Source organism: Marinobacter sp. ATCH36 (assembly GCF_023555055.1).
Taxonomy (GTDB): Bacteria; Pseudomonadota; Gammaproteobacteria; order Pseudomonadales; family Oleiphilaceae; genus Marinobacter.
Window position 1 is genome coordinate 202,769 of sequence record NZ_JAMJPL010000001.1, and the last position, 13,868, is coordinate 216,636.

The window sequence follows — 13,868 nt, forward strand, 5'->3', positions numbered from 1 at the left end:
TTCGGGACCGTAAAAAACATGGATGTTTTTTACGAGCCTACATGGACGTATTCACGGCGTGTCCCGGAAGGACCGCGCCCCGGCCGCTCTCCCCCAATTTAGAGGTTATAGTTTTAGCGATACTGACGAAGCTCAATCTTGGCCACAGAATCCAGATGCACCTCATCAGGCCCATCCGCCAGCCGCAAAGTACGCACCTTGGCCCAGGCTTCCGCCAGGAACGTATCCTGAGACACGCCAGCAGCGCCATGCACCTGAATGGCACGATCAATCACATTCAGCGCCATACTCGGCGCAATCACCTTGATCATCGCAATTTCCTGACGGGCCACCTTATTACCGACGGTATCCATCATGTGTGCCGCCTTCAGCGTCAACAGCCGCGCCTGCTCAATCTCAATGCGGCTGCGGGCAATATCCTTGCGGATAGAGTCAAAATCCGACAATTTCTTACCGAAAGCCTGGCGTTCATTTGCCCGCTTGCACAGCAGCTCCAGCGCGCGCTCAGCAACACCGATGGTGCGCATACAATGGTGAATACGGCCAGGCCCCAGGCGACCCTGGGCAATTTCAAATCCACGGCCCTCACCCAACAGAAGGTTACCCACCGGTACCCGCACGTTCTCATAATGAATCTCGGCGTGGCCGTGGGGGGCATGGTCATAACCGAATACCGTCAGCGGGCGAATCATCTTCACCCCCGGAGTATCAAGTGGCACCAGAATCATCGATTGCTGCTTGTGCTTCTCCGCATCCGGATCGGTCTTGCCCATCACAATGGCAATTCTGGCGCTGGTAGTCATGGCGCCGGAGGACCACCATTTGCGACCATTGATCACATACTCGTCGCCTTCACGGCGGATTTCACAGGCGATGTTGGTGGCATCGGAGGAAGCCACGTCCGGCTCGGTCATGGAGAAACAGGAGCGGATCTCGCCAGCCAGCAACGGCTTCAGCCACTTGTCCTGCTGCTCTTTATTGCCGTAGCGGGCAATGGTTTCCATATTGCCGGTGTCCGGCGCAGAGCAGTTGAACACTTCCGGCGCCATGGCCGAGCGACCCATGACTTCACACAGGTGGGCGTATTCGTAGTTGGTCAGGCCGGCACCAAATTCGCTTTCCGGCAGGAACAGGTTCCACAGACCGGCGGCTTTGGCCTTGACCTTCAGCTCCTCAAGGATGGGTACCGGCGCCCAGCGGTTCTCCGCATGCTCCACCTGTTCATGGTGCTTTTGCTCATTGGGATAGATGTAGGCATCCATGAATTCGTGCAGTTGCGTCTGCAGTTTTTTAGCGTTGTCAGACAGCTCAAACATGTCCGGATCCTCGTTGATTGATCGTCATATGGGTACACCTTCAGGTTTCTCACTGCCGGAGCGAATACGAAAGGTGCCTTCGGCAATGGCCAACAGGTTGCCCTGATCGTCATGGACTTCGCCGGTACTGTTGAAAATGCGGTTGCCTCCCGCCCGTTTTCGACCCGTCACCCGGATGGTGCCGGCGGAACACTGGCCAGTGAAGGTCGTGGCCATTGACAGTGTAATAGCCTTGCGCATGCGGCCGGGATAGGGGCAGTAGGTGCCGGCCTCGGCCATCGCAATGTCCAGCAGCGACGTCAACACCCCGCCATGGATCACTCCGCCCAGGTTCAGGTGTTGCGGGGCAAGCTCCAGCTCGACCACCGCTTCGTTCTCTTCCCAGGATACCTGGCGGTAACCCAGCAGGCTGTGAAATCCGGGCAGGTCTCCGCCACCACCGATATGCGGGCTATCATCAGTCATTACACTTTCATCCCGGGCAGATTCAGCGAAGCGGTATTGCCCCCATCCACTGGCAGCGCCTGACCGGTAATGTAACTGGCGTCATCACTGGCCAGAAACAGGATAGCGGCAGCTATTTCTTCCGGTGCGCCATAACGTCGTAACTCGCAGCGGGAGCCCAGCTTGTGGGCCTTCTCATGGGCGCGGGCGTAGTCAAACACCGCCTGAGTCATGCCGGTTTCCACCAGCCCCGGGCACACTGCATTCACGCGTACGTTGTCTGCTCCCAGATCGCAGGCAGCGGTCTGGGTAAGGTTGATCACGCCGGCCTTGGAGGCACTGTAAGCGTTACCACCGGCACCGGAACGGATACCCGCCACGGACGCGGTGTTCACAATCGCGCCCAGTTTTCGCGCCTGCATGTGGGGTGCCACGTGTTTAATAAGTAGCATGGTGCCGATCAGGTTTACTGCCAGCACCTTTTCCCATTCTTCCCGGTCGTTACCGGTAATGTCCGGATGACCACTTCCGATACTGGCGATGCCGGCGATGTTGCAGAGCACATCAATCCTGCCAAAGGTCTCTACCGCTTCATTTACCAGCGCTTCCACTTGGGGCTCATCGGCGACATCAGCAATGCACCGCAGGGTCTGTGCACCCTCGGGCAGCAGGCTTTCGGTGTCCAGAAGCCCAGCTTCGGAGCGATCCACCATCATCACCCGAGCGCCCTCACGAGCCAGGCGCACGGCGGTAGCCCTGCCAATGCCGCTGCCGGCTCCGGTCACTATGGCAACCCGGTTGTCGAAACGCCCCATGCCGATGCTCCTTGTTGTGGTTTATTCGCGCCGTCATAAAATTTACTTCGGGTAATTTGTCACGCCTTACGGTTTTGAGTCAATATAAACGAAAGTAAATTTCACTAGATAAAACACAATAACACCTAGAGGCCAAAAAATGGAAAGCTTGATGCAAATGCCCGTGCACGCACCGGTGTATCCCGAAGAAACCATGGTAGCCATCGGAGAACGCATTCAGCACCTGGCTGCGGAACGCCCCAACCAGACCGCGCTGGTCGACGATCAGGGCAGTGTCAGTTGGCGCGAACTGGTGAGCCTCGCCAATCGCATTGCCAACCGCCTGCGGGCGGAAGGATTGAAGGAAGGGGATACTGTGGCAATGCTGTCAGAGAACCGGATTGAAGCCGTGGCGCTGTATCTGGGTACTCTGGTTGCCGGCGGCTGCATGGTGCCGTTATCGGGGATGGCCAGTGATGACAGCCTGGCGCTGATGATTAACGATTGCGCAGCCAGCTTTTTGTTTGTTTCCCGGAAGCATCTGCCATTGCTGGACGGCATGGCGGGTAAGCTGGACAACCTCACCCCGGCGCGCTGCATCGGACTGGACACAGACAACGAAGAGGGACAGAACAGCCTGACCCACTGGCTTGGCGATTCAGGCTCCGAAGCGGGGCCGTCAAAGGTAACCCTCGATCACCCGTTCAACATCATCTACAGCTCCGGCACCACCGGAGCCCCCAAGGGCATTCTCCACGATTACCGCTTCCGCCAGCGCCAGATGGTGCGCATGAGCCGCTTCGGGCTTGATGGCAACGCGGTGAACCTGGTTTCAACACCGCTGTATTCCAACACCACGCTGGTGTCCGTGCTGCCTACCCTGTTCAATGGCGGCACACTGATCCTGATGGCCCGCTTCGACGCACGGCGCTTTCTGGAGCTGGCCGAGCATCACCGGGTCACCCATGCCATGCTGGTGCCGGTACAGTACCAGCGTATTCTGGCGGACCCGGAATTCGACCGTTTCGATCTTTCGTCTTTCCAGCTAAAGCTGTGTACCAGTGCCCCGCTGCGAGCCGAAGTTATACGCGAGGCCATGGCCCGCTGGCCGGGGAACATCCGTGAGGTTTATGGCCTGACCGAAGGCGGCATTTCCACCTGCCTGGACTGCGCCGCCAACCCCGATAAATGGGATTCCGTGGGGGTGCCGACCGAAGGTGCCGAGGTGCGGGTCATCGACGAACAGGGCAACGAACTGCCAAGAGGAGAAACCGGGGAAATCGTGGGCCGCGCCATTTCCATGATGCGCGGTTACGTCAACCGCGACGACCAGACCCGGGAGATGCTCTGGACCAGCCCGGAAGGCCTGGCGTTCTATCGCAGTGGTGACATGGGCCGCGTCGACGAAGACGGTTTTGTATACATCCTCGACCGCCGCAAGGACATGATCATTTCCGGCGGTTTTAACATCTATGCGGTGGACCTGGAAACGGTACTTCTGGCGCATCCCGCAGTGTCTGATGTCGCAGTCATCGGCATTCCCAGCGAACAATGGGGAGAGACACCGCTGGGGCTGGTGGTTCTCGAACCCGGCGAAACCGCGGGTGAAGCAGAGCTGCTGGACTGGGCCAATGGTCAATTGGGCAAAGCCCAACGACTGGCGGCAATTGAATTCCGCCCGGAGCTACCCCGCTCAAGCATTGGCAAGGTGCTCAAGCGAGAGCTTCGTGAACCGTACTGGCGTTGAGCCAGCGTCCTGTCCGATTCTGAGCAACTGCCACGGAAAATCTCTCCATGGTCTAAACTTTGGTAATGCAATATCAACGACTATGCTATTGCAAAAAGCAAAGTGTGTGATAGATTCAACCATAGGATTCATTCTGCAGTCAGTAATTCTGCAGAGCGAAACATGGAGCAGAACAACTAACACAATAATGATCGAGGTCCAGCAATGAAGATGCTAACCACTACCCAAAAAACCCTTACGATTTATGCCTCGGCCCTGACCCTGGGCCTGACAGCAGCTTTCGCCAGCGCTCCGGCTGTCGCACAAGAAACCATCACCTGGAAGGTACAGTCCCACTGGCCAGGCGCCAGCTCTTCCTACAAGGATAGCCTGGGCCGACTGAAAGATGTGCTGGAAGAGCGCACCGATGGCCGCCTGAAACTGGAGCTGTACGAGTCTGGCGCCCTGTTCAAACCCACGGAAACTTTCAATGCCGTGAGCCGTGGCATTCTTGAGATGGGCACCATTTCTCCAGCTTACGCTCAGAACAAAATCAGCCTGGCCGGTGTGGCCTCTGGCTTGCCCCTGGCGTTCCAGACTCCGGCCGAAGCTGCCTATTTCCATATGAACATGGGTTTTGAGGAGATGCTGAGGGAAGAAGCCGCTGAACACAACGTCTACTGGGCCACTGACAAGGTCTACCAGACCGAGATGGTGGTCAAGGAGCCGATCGAAAGCGTTGCGGACCTGAAGAAACTGAAAATCCGCTCCTCCGGCGCACTGGAAAAGTTCCTGGATGAAGCCGGTGCAGCCACGTCCTACATTACCGGTGCCGAGCTCTATTCAGCGCTGGATTCCGGCATCGTCGACGGAGCCCACTGGGGTGCTGCTCAAGGCGCTTACAGCATGTCCCTGTATGAAGTGGCGAAGTACCACGTCAAGCCTGCTCTGAACGTAGCGGGTACCGACGTCATCATCGTCAGCCAGAAAGCGCTCGACGCGCTGCCTAAAGAGATGCAGGCCACCGTCAAAGACGCTCTCAAGGAGCAGTTCTGGGTGCGTACCAACGAGTACGAGCATAAGGAAAAAGTAACCCTGCAGAAGGCCGTTAAAGAAGAAGGTGTTGAGATCAACACACTTCCGCAGGATGTTCAGGACCACATGCTGGAAGCGGCCCAGAAGTTCTGGGATGAAGAAGCCAAGACCAGCGACAACGCCGCCAAGGCCGTCGAGATGGTCAAGGAATACCTGGCGCAACTCGGCCGCCTGTAAGCGGGCAATAACAGAACCGGGCGCTCCCGCCCGGTTTTTCGTTGCCGATCAAATTCTTCTTTACCAAGCCCTTTACGGCGGAGCGACAAAATGCGTGCTCTAACCGCATTCATGACTGGAGTGACCCGGCTCAACGACCTGCTCGGACGGTGTTTCTCTTATCTGGTCATGATCATGTTCCTGTTATTGATCACAGGCGTGGCTTTCCGATATCTGCTTGAGATGCCGCTGTCCTGGACGGGCGAGTTGACCCAGTTGCTGTTCGGGATTTACGGGCTCATGGCCGGTGGCTATCTGTTGTCACATAACGGCCACGTGAATGTCGACCTGGTCTACTCAAAGTTCAGCCGCCGTAACCGGGCCTTTCTGGACCTGTTTACCTCGATTCTGTTTTTCATGTTCACTCTGGCGCTGTTTTACTTTGCCTTCGACATGGCATGGGAATCCTACAGCGGCCGGGAAACATCGAATTCAGCCTGGAACCCTCCCATCTGGCCGGTGAAAGCTTTTATACCCTTAGCCACCCTGTTGTTGATCCTGCAGGGCGTTGTGAAACTGCTGCAGGACATTGCCATTGCGTTCAACCTCAGTTACTACCAGCCTGAACCGGAAGAACAGTCGGAGGACAAGGCATGAGCATTGAAGCGCTGACCCTGCTTTTCTTCGGTTCCCTGCTGTTTTTCCTGATACTGGGCCTGCCACTGGCGTTCGTCCTCGGCGGCGTTTCCGTGGTGTTTCTCTACTTCACATGGGGCTTTGATTCCTTCTACCTGGTGGCTTCGCAGATCTGGAGCACCATGGGAAGCTTTACGCTTGTCGCCATCCCGCTGTTCGTGTTCATGGCCATGATTCTGGAGCGAACCGGGGTTGCCCGGGACCTCTATCGGATGATGCACCTGTGGTTCGGCGGCGTACGTGGCGGACTGGCCATCGGCACGCTTGTTATCTGTGCAATTTTTGCAGCAATGGTCGGTATCAGCGGCGCTGCCGTTGTCGCCATGGGCACCATCGCCCTGCCGGCCATGCTGGAGCGTGGCTACGACAAGAAAATGGTGCTTGGCGTCATCAATACCGGCGGCGGCTGGGGTGTGCTCATACCACCCTCGATTCTGATGATTCTCTATGCCCTTATTACCGGCGTGTCGGTCGGCAAGATGTTTGCCGCCGGTATTCTGCCGGGGATCATGCTGATGGTTCTTACCTCTGCGTACGTGCTGATCCGCTGCTACCTTCAGCCGCATCTGGCACCGGACCTGCCCAAGGAAGAGCGAGGTACCTGGCCTGAAAAATTCGCTGCCCTGCGCTCCGTGCTGTTACCAATCCTTGTCGTGTTCATGGTGCTGGGCTCGATCATTGGAGGCATCACCACGCCCACCGAGGCAGCGGCTATGGGGGTACTGGGGGCGCTGATTTCGGCTGCGGTCTACCGCGCCCTGAACATCGAGTTGATCAAAGACGCCTCGTTGCGGACGTTCAAGCTCACCGGCATGATCATGTGGATCCTGTTTGCGGCACACGCTTTCAGTGCTGCTTACCAGAGCATGGGCGCCCAGCCGATGATTGAAGGCATGCTCCAGTCCATTCCCGGTGGGCCCTGGGCAGTCATCATCTTCATGATGCTGATTGTCTTCCTGTTGGGAATGGTGCTGGACCCGGTTGGCATCATGCTGATCACACTGCCGGTGTTCACGCCCATTGTATCGTCCATGGGCTTTGACCCGATCTGGTTCGGCATACTGTTCGTGATCAATATGGAGATCGGCTATATGACGCCACCGTTCGGTTTCAACCTCTTCTACCTGAAAGGGGTGGTGCCGCCGGGGATAACCATGAGCGACATCTATCGATCGGTTATACCCTTTGTGCTGATCCAGATCGTGGGTATCGGCTGTCTTATGGTGTTCCCGGAGATTGCGACCTACCTGCCGGATTTGCTTTTCTGAGCAAGAGAGAACTACCTTAAGGGAACTCCCATTTGATGGAGTCAGGGAGTTCCCAACCATAAGGAGATGTTCTCATGATCCGCTTACATCCTGTCGTACTGGCTGTTTTTTATCTGTTTGCCCTGTCCCCTCTGAGTGTCCATGCCGAGACCCTGACTGACCAGACGGTCCGTTCGTTCATCAGCAGCCTGGAAGACCTTCAGACCATGGAAGACGAATTTGAAGATCTGACCGAGGATCTGTCCGCGGAGGAAGAAGCGGCAGAAATGCCGGACATGTCGCGGATATTCTCATCGTCTGTTGAGCAAATGAAGGGGCACGATATGTATAACCAACTGGAGGATGTTGTTCAGCAGCACGGCTTCTCCAGCCCGGAACAATGGGGGCAGATCGGAGACCGTATCTTCCACGCCTGGAGCGCCCTTGAAATGGGTCAGCAATCCGGACAGGTGAACCAGGAGATGGCCAGGGCCATGGAGGAGATCGACAACAACCCCAACATGAGCGAGGCCCAGAAGCAGCAGATGCGGGAAATGATGGGCGGTGCCATGTCCGCCTTTGAACAGGCCGCGAGCGCGCCAGAGGCGGACAAACAGGCGGTCCAGCCCCATATGGAGGCCTTGCGGGCCGCAACCGGGGCGGAGCAATAAATACAAAAAACCCGGCCGATAATCATCACGGGCCGGGTTTTTTCACTGCCATAATTCAATAAAGGCCTGTTACGCCAACAGGTTGTATACAAACACCACGGCCACTGCGATCGGGGTTACAAAGCGAATCAGGTTGTACCACAGGGTGAAGCTACCACCCTGCAGCGCCAGATTGCTCTGCAGTGACTCCTTAGCCACAAACCAGCCGACAAATATCGCCGTCAACAAGCCAGACAAAGGCAGCATGACGTTAGCGGTGAAGAAGTCGAGCAGGTCGAAAATGGTATTGCCTTCGAAGCGCTCGAACATTCCCAGAGGCGCGAAGCCGGACCACTCATTCAGGGACAGGATCGACGCAATACCCAACAGCCAGCAGGCAAGCCCCACTATAACGGTACTTCCCGCGCGGCCAAAGATCAGCTTGTCTTCCAGCCATTCCACCACCGGCTCGAGTAGGGAAATGGCGGACGTCCAGGCGGCAAACAGCAGCAGCACAAAGAACAGGGCGCCAAACACACTGCCCATAGGCATCTGGCCAAACGCCAGCGGCAGTGTCTGGAAGATCAGGCCGGGGCCGGCGCCCGCCTCCAGGCCATTGGCAAACACCACCGGGAAAATCGCAAGGCCTGCCATCAGCGCAACAACCGTGTCCATGATGGAAACCGTGACCGCGGTGCGCCCGATCGACACGTCATCGCCAAGATAGGAGCCATAGGCCATCATGATGGCCATACCCAGACTCAGGGTGAAGAACGCATGGCCAAGGGCAACCAGCACACCGTCCACCGTCAGAGCACTGAAATCAGGGGTAAACAGAAAGGACACCGCCTCGCCAAAGTGGCCGGTGGTGGTGGCATAGCCAACCGCGACGAGTAGCAGCACGAACAGCGCCGGCATCAGAATGGTGACGGCACGCTCCAGGCCGGATTTGAGGCCACGAGCCACTACAAAGATGACAAGCGCCATAAAAATAGAATGCCAGATCAACAGCGTAATCGGGCTCGCCAGCAGACCACCAAAAAGCTCACCAATTGCATCAGCGCTCTGGCCGGTAAAATCACCCATGGCGGCATGGCCGACATAGGAGGCAGCCCAGCCGCCGATGACCGAATAAAAGGACAGAATAATAAATGCGGCCAGCACACCCACAATGGCCGATATTCGCCACGCTGGCGAAGCCAGGTTGCGCTCGGCCACCAGACGGAAACTGGTTATGGGATTATGCCGGCCATTACGGCCGATAAATACTTCCGCCATCATGATGGGAATACCCACAATGGCAATACACAGCAGATAAACCAGTACGAAGGCGCCACCGCCGTTCTCACCGGTTACATAGGGGAACTTCCAGATATTGCCCAGCCCGACGGCCGAACCGGTCGCAGCCAGGATAAAGGCCATCCGGGAGGACCACAGGCCACGATGGACCGGATTGGATTTTGACTCAGTCATGGTTTCATCCTGTGCTTGTCGCTGATGAATCGAGTTCGAGAGGCATGCTGAAGACGTGCTTCAGCTATTGGGGCGGGATTTTGCCAGCAGTAGGCACAGGATGCCAGTGGACAGTGGCATCGGCTCACGTCTGCAGCCGGCGCCGGTGTCACTAACTAGCCGTTTTTACTGACGAAGCGGGAAACCAGGTCTTTCAGGCCCCGGGACATGTTACTCAGATAGTCGCTGCTTTCTTTGGCAGATTCGGCCCTCTGGTTACTGTGATCCGCGAGCTCGGCAATATTGACGATCTGATGGTTGATCTCCTCAGACACCTGGCTCTGTTCCTCGAACGCCGCTGACATGCTGATAAAGCTGTCGGAAATGTCCTGTATCGAAGACACAATTTCCTGCAGTGACGTTTCAGCCTCGCGCACCTTGGTCAGGCCTTTGCCAGCATCCTGCTCTCCCTCACGGGTTGCCTGAACGGCTTCCGCAACCTGGTCTCGGAAGTCGTCAATAACGTGCTGAATACGCACCGTGGAATCCCGGGTGCGACGGGCTAGAGACCTTACTTCGTCCGCTACCACGGCAAAGCCACGCCCCTGCTCGCCGGCACGAGCGGCTTCAATAGCCGCATTCAGCGCCAGCAGGTTGGTCTGTTCTGCAATGTCTGAAATCAGGCTCGCTGCCTCGCCAATACTTTCAGTGGAAGCTCCGAGTTTTTCAATCGCGGTACCGATCCCGTTTACCCGGGTAACCAGCTGTTCAATTGCAGTCAGTGCCTCGCCGCTGCGCTTGCTGCCGCTCGCTGCCAGTCGGTTGGTTTCGTCTGCCACCCGGGCGTTCGCGTTTACGGTCTCGGTAACCTCCTGAATAGACGCCGTCATCTCATTCACCGCCGACGCCGTCTGATCCGTCTCGGCCTGCTGTTTGGCGATTGCGTCAGCACCATCATTGATATAGCCGTGGCTGATCCTGGCCTGCTCGTAGAGCAATTCCGCCTGGTCATCAATACGCGCAAGAGCGGTACGAATCCGCGCCTTCTCACTCATAATCAGCATGGCCAGTTGCGAAAACAGACCGGTCTCGTCGCTGTAAGTTCTGGCCACAACAGCGTCACGGAAGGCGTCCGGGCGCAAGTCCAGCAACTTTTGCAGGCGGCCGGTGACCGATCTGAACGTCAGGCCAGCGGCCAAGGCATGGACCACCACAATAACGCCGGCGACCAGCCAGGTATTGCCAAGGGTGGTCAGTGCTACAAGACTCAGAATCAGGGAGAAAACAAATGGCCACCCAGAACTGAACACGGAGATCAGCCGGCTCTGAAACCCGACTGCGCTCGCTCCTGTGGACAACCTGGTGTAAAGCTTTTCCGCCCGGGCCACCTGTTCACGAGTCGGGGCGACCCGCACGGATTCGTAACCGGTCATCTTTCCGTTTTCGAGAATGGGCGTTACGTAAGCGCTTACCCAGTAATGGTCTCCGGATTTGGCCCGGTTCTTGACCACACCCATCCAAGGCTTTCCCGCCTTGAGATATTCCCACATGCCCTTGAAAACCGCCGGGGGCATATCCGGATGACGTATCACGTTGTGCGGCTGCCCGATCAGCTCTTCTCTTGAAAAACCGCTGATATCAACGAACTCATCGTTGCAGTAGGTGATCACGCCGCGAGGATCAGTGGTGGTAATAAGACGTCCACCTTCGCGCATTTTTACTTCACGCTGGGTAACGGGGAGATTTTTACGCATAAATTCTGAAGTCCCGGCCTGGCCATCCCCGATTTCGGTATGGCGAATATTGCAACAGTAAGCCTAGACCCTATCGGCAAGCTTAAGTAAAACTGAAGTTAAACCGCCAGCCGCGCCCGCGGATGAAAGCGGGCGTTCAGCCACAGGGACAAGGCAATAACGCCGCCCCCAATAGCCAGCCGCAGTAGATCCGCATCCCGGTTCCAGATCAACAGATTGACCAGCAGTCCGGCGGGCACCAGCACGTTGTTCATGATCGCCAGAGTGCCGGCGTCCACGTGGCATGCACCCCGGTTCCAGAGGAAAAGTCCCGCGCCGGAAGCCGCGAGGCCCAGCCAGGCAAGAATGCCCCACTGCAGGGACGTTGTTGGCAGGCGGCTGGCGTCGCCGAATATCAGGAAAGATGGCAAAGCGATGATCAACGCGCCGAAGAAGAAGTAGCCGAAGGTTCGGTACGCCGGCACATCGGTGGGGAACCGCATCATGGTGTGCTTGTAACCTACCTGGCCCGCTGCAAAGGTGAAATTGGCCACCTGAAGCAACAGGAAACCGGTGATAAAGCCCTGGCTGAGGCCGTCGTAGCGGATAATACCCGCACCAAGGGTGGCAACCGCTGCAGCCACCAGGGCAAATGGAGAAAACCGGCGGTAAAGTGCATCGTCAATCAGGGTGACATACAGGGGCGTGAAGATTGTAAACAGCAGAACTTCCGGCACGGTCAGGTAGCTGAATGAACGGTAAAGGCATAAATAGGTGATGCCGAACTGCAGCATGCCGGTCACCAGTACACCCAGCTTTAACCCACCGGGCACACCACGCCAGCGGGTCAGGGGCAGAAACACCAGGGCCGCAAGCACTACCCGGGTCAATACCGCAAAATCGCTGTCTACATGCCCGGCCAGAAACTCGCCGATCAGGCTGAAGGAAAACGCCCACAGAATCGTTACAAAAATCAGAAGACCCATGCCACCGCACCTGAGGTTGTGATTGATATTAAGGTTGATAGGAGCGGCACTTTACTCCGTACTCCCTGGGCATGTACACCGGCCACGGAAACACCCTATGCCACCTGTAACCGGGAATAGGGTACCATCGCGCGTTCCTGATCAATTCCGTTTCATTTTCAAACCAGGCACGCGATTCCATGGATGAAGTCCACCAGCCGTTACCAGAAGTCCGCCAGCCACTGGTTCAGCGAACGCTGACAGAATGGCGCACGCTGGCCATTCTGGGCGGCCCGATTCTGATCGCCCAGGTGGCACAGATGGCCAACGGCGTTATCGACACAGTGATGGCCGGCCACGCCAGTGCCGAAGATCTGGCCGCGGTGGGTATCGGCAGCAGCCTGTGGATGCCGGTTTTTCTGTTCTTCATGGGGCTTCTGGGCGCTCTGCAGCCAATCATTTCCGGCTATAACGGCGCCCGTACTCTGGAAAAGATCATGCCGGCCACCTGGCAGGGCCTGTACATTGCGGCGGGCGGCTCGGTGATCATGATCCTGCTGCTGACCAACGTTCATCCGGTACTCAGTGCGCTGAACCTGGAAGCCAATACCGCCCGGATCAGCCAGGGTTACCTGGATGCGTTTGCCTGGGGCATTCCTGCCATGCTGCTGATGATGGCACTGCGCGGCCTGACGGACGGGCTGGGGCATACCCGGGTAATCATGGCATTTTCGGTACTGGGCACCCTGATCAACCTGCCACTGAACTACATACTCATCTACGGCAAGCTCGGGCTCCCGGCCATGGGCGGTATTGGCTGTGGCTGGGCTACGTCAATATCCAATGCGGTGGCCGCCATTGCCCTGCTGGCTTACCTCAACCGCAGCGCTGTCTACCGCCGGTTTCACCTGCTTGCAGACTGGGCAAAGCCGAACGCCGAGGGCATACGCTATATTCTGCGCCTGGGCGTTCCCATAGGCTTTACCATCTTTGTGGAAGCCAGCATGTTCTCGGTAATTGCCCTGTTCCTGGCGCCCCTGGGGCCGGTGATCGTGGCAGGGCATCAGATTGCGCTGAATGTGGTCTCGCTGTTGTTCATGCTACCACTGAGCATCGGTATGGCGCTGACCTTGCGGGTAAGTTTTCTCGTTGGTGCCCGAGCACCGGACACTGCCAGGCTCATTGCTCGCAGTTCGCTGATTCTGTCGTCGGCTGTGGCGCTGGCATTTGCCATCCTGCTGTTTGTCTTTGCCGACGGCATTGCAGCGCTGTACACCAGTGATGCGGATGTGCGGGCCGTGACTGTCACGCTGCTGGTGTACGCCGCCTTCTTCCAGATCGCCGATGTTATCCAGGTAACCTGCATCAGTGCCCTGAGGGGCTACAAGGACACCAGCATTCCCATGTTCATCATGCTGTTTTCGTTCTGGGGGGTTGGTTTGCCGTTGGGCTGGGTGTTGACCTTTACCGACTGGCTTTTGCCCAGCATGGGTGCCGCCGGTTTCTGGGTGGGTCTGACAGGTGGTCTGGCATCCGCCAGCATTTTACTGGGGTTACGTCTGTTCCTGTTCGCGCCGGAACCGGAACAGTAAAA

12 protein-coding genes are annotated in these 13,868 nt (G+C 57.1%); 6 read left to right on the forward strand and 6 right to left on the reverse strand.

Features of this window, described 5'->3' with window-relative positions; genetic code table 11:
* Window positions 1-113 precede the first annotated feature (113 nt).
* Genes M8010_RS00875 through M8010_RS00885 form a run of 3 tightly spaced genes read right to left on the reverse strand, consistent with a single transcriptional unit; the run spans window position 114 to window position 2,575 of the window.
* On the reverse strand, window positions 114-1,316 hold the full coding sequence (locus M8010_RS00875) for an acyl-CoA dehydrogenase family protein (protein WP_250086895.1): 1,203 nt from the start codon (window positions 1,314-1,316) through the stop codon (window positions 114-116).
* Between the two features lie 24 nt (window positions 1,317-1,340).
* A complete protein-coding gene (locus M8010_RS00880; protein ID WP_250086897.1) occupies window positions 1,341-1,781 on the reverse strand; it encodes a PaaI family thioesterase in 441 nt (146 codons plus the stop codon).
* Window positions 1,781-2,575 (reverse strand): SDR family NAD(P)-dependent oxidoreductase, encoded by a 795-nt coding sequence (locus M8010_RS00885; protein WP_250086900.1) that lies wholly within the window; start codon window positions 2,573-2,575, stop codon window positions 1,781-1,783. The genes M8010_RS00880 and M8010_RS00885 overlap by 1 nt, the downstream gene beginning before the upstream one ends.
* Before the next feature lie 151 nt (window positions 2,576-2,726).
* On the opposite strand from M8010_RS00885, the gene M8010_RS00890 reads away from it, so the two are divergent.
* The 5 genes from M8010_RS00890 to M8010_RS00910 all read left to right on the forward strand — a co-directional run bounded on the left by M8010_RS00890 (window position 2,727) and on the right by M8010_RS00910 (window position 8,145).
* Entirely contained in the window at window positions 2,727-4,301 is a 1,575-nt protein-coding gene (locus M8010_RS00890) for a class I adenylate-forming enzyme family protein (protein ID WP_250086902.1), read from the forward strand.
* A 204-nt stretch (window positions 4,302-4,505) separates the two neighbouring features.
* Window positions 4,506-5,552 carry a TRAP transporter substrate-binding protein DctP gene (gene dctP, locus M8010_RS00895; protein ID WP_250086904.1) on the forward strand — a complete coding sequence of 349 codons (1,047 nt, stop codon included), beginning with the start codon at window positions 4,506-4,508 and terminating at the stop codon, window positions 5,550-5,552.
* A 90-nt stretch (window positions 5,553-5,642) separates the two neighbouring features.
* On the forward strand, window positions 5,643-6,188 hold the full coding sequence (locus M8010_RS00900; protein WP_250086906.1) for a TRAP transporter small permease subunit: 546 nt from the start codon (window positions 5,643-5,645) through the stop codon (window positions 6,186-6,188).
* Window positions 6,185-7,495, forward strand: coding sequence for a TRAP transporter large permease (locus M8010_RS00905; RefSeq protein WP_250086909.1), 1,311 nt, complete (start codon window positions 6,185-6,187; stop codon window positions 7,493-7,495). Before M8010_RS00900 ends, M8010_RS00905 begins: the two co-directional genes overlap by 4 nt.
* Window positions 7,496-7,569: 74 nt before the next feature.
* Entirely contained in the window at window positions 7,570-8,145 is a 576-nt protein-coding gene (locus M8010_RS00910; RefSeq protein WP_250086912.1) for a hypothetical protein, read from the forward strand.
* A 69-nt stretch (window positions 8,146-8,214) separates the two neighbouring features.
* Here M8010_RS00910 and M8010_RS00915 read toward each other — a convergent pair whose 3' ends face one another.
* The 3 genes from M8010_RS00915 to M8010_RS00925 form a co-directional block, all read right to left on the reverse strand.
* Window positions 8,215-9,597: a sodium-dependent transporter gene (locus M8010_RS00915; RefSeq protein ID WP_250086913.1), complete on the reverse strand. Its 1,383-nt coding sequence runs from the start codon at window positions 9,595-9,597 to the stop codon at window positions 8,215-8,217.
* 155 nt (window positions 9,598-9,752) lie between these two features.
* Window positions 9,753-11,330 (reverse strand): methyl-accepting chemotaxis protein, encoded by a 1,578-nt coding sequence (locus M8010_RS00920; protein WP_250086915.1) that lies wholly within the window; start codon window positions 11,328-11,330, stop codon window positions 9,753-9,755.
* A gap of 98 nt (window positions 11,331-11,428) precedes the next feature.
* Window positions 11,429-12,295 carry an EamA family transporter gene (locus M8010_RS00925; protein WP_250086917.1) on the reverse strand — a complete coding sequence of 289 codons (867 nt, stop codon included), beginning with the start codon at window positions 12,293-12,295 and terminating at the stop codon, window positions 11,429-11,431.
* A gap of 179 nt (window positions 12,296-12,474) precedes the next feature.
* Between M8010_RS00925 and M8010_RS00930 the strand changes: the two genes are divergently transcribed.
* Window positions 12,475-13,866 (forward strand): MATE family efflux transporter, encoded by a 1,392-nt coding sequence (locus tag M8010_RS00930; RefSeq protein WP_250086918.1) that lies wholly within the window; start codon window positions 12,475-12,477, stop codon window positions 13,864-13,866.
* Window positions 13,867-13,868 lie beyond the last annotated feature (2 nt).

Excerpts from the sequence above, each read along its gene's own strand:
- M8010_RS00930 (WP_250086918.1), top strand. The coding sequence starts at position 12,475 with ATGGATGAAGTCCACCAGCCGTTACCAGAAGTCCGCCAGCCACTGGTT.
- M8010_RS00925 (WP_250086917.1), bottom strand. The coding sequence starts at position 12,295 with ATGGGTCTTCTGATTTTTGTAACGATTCTGTGGGCGTTTTCCTTCAGC.
- M8010_RS00885 (WP_250086900.1), bottom strand. The coding sequence starts at position 2,575 with ATGGGGCGTTTCGACAACCGGGTTGCCATAGTGACCGGAGCCGGCAGC.
- dctP (WP_250086904.1), top strand. The coding sequence starts at position 4,506 with ATGAAGATGCTAACCACTACCCAAAAAACCCTTACGATTTATGCCTCG.
- M8010_RS00920 (WP_250086915.1), bottom strand. The coding sequence starts at position 11,330 with ATGCGTAAAAATCTCCCCGTTACCCAGCGTGAAGTAAAAATGCGCGAA.
- M8010_RS00875 (WP_250086895.1), bottom strand. The coding sequence starts at position 1,316 with ATGTTTGAGCTGTCTGACAACGCTAAAAAACTGCAGACGCAACTGCAC.
- M8010_RS00880 (WP_250086897.1), bottom strand. The coding sequence starts at position 1,781 with ATGACTGATGATAGCCCGCATATCGGTGGTGGCGGAGACCTGCCCGGA.
- M8010_RS00890 (WP_250086902.1), top strand. The coding sequence starts at position 2,727 with ATGCAAATGCCCGTGCACGCACCGGTGTATCCCGAAGAAACCATGGTA.
- M8010_RS00900 (WP_250086906.1), top strand. The coding sequence starts at position 5,643 with ATGCGTGCTCTAACCGCATTCATGACTGGAGTGACCCGGCTCAACGAC.
- M8010_RS00910 (WP_250086912.1), top strand. The coding sequence starts at position 7,570 with ATGATCCGCTTACATCCTGTCGTACTGGCTGTTTTTTATCTGTTTGCC.
- M8010_RS00915 (WP_250086913.1), bottom strand. The coding sequence starts at position 9,597 with ATGACTGAGTCAAAATCCAATCCGGTCCATCGTGGCCTGTGGTCCTCC.
- M8010_RS00905 (WP_250086909.1), top strand. The coding sequence starts at position 6,185 with ATGAGCATTGAAGCGCTGACCCTGCTTTTCTTCGGTTCCCTGCTGTTT.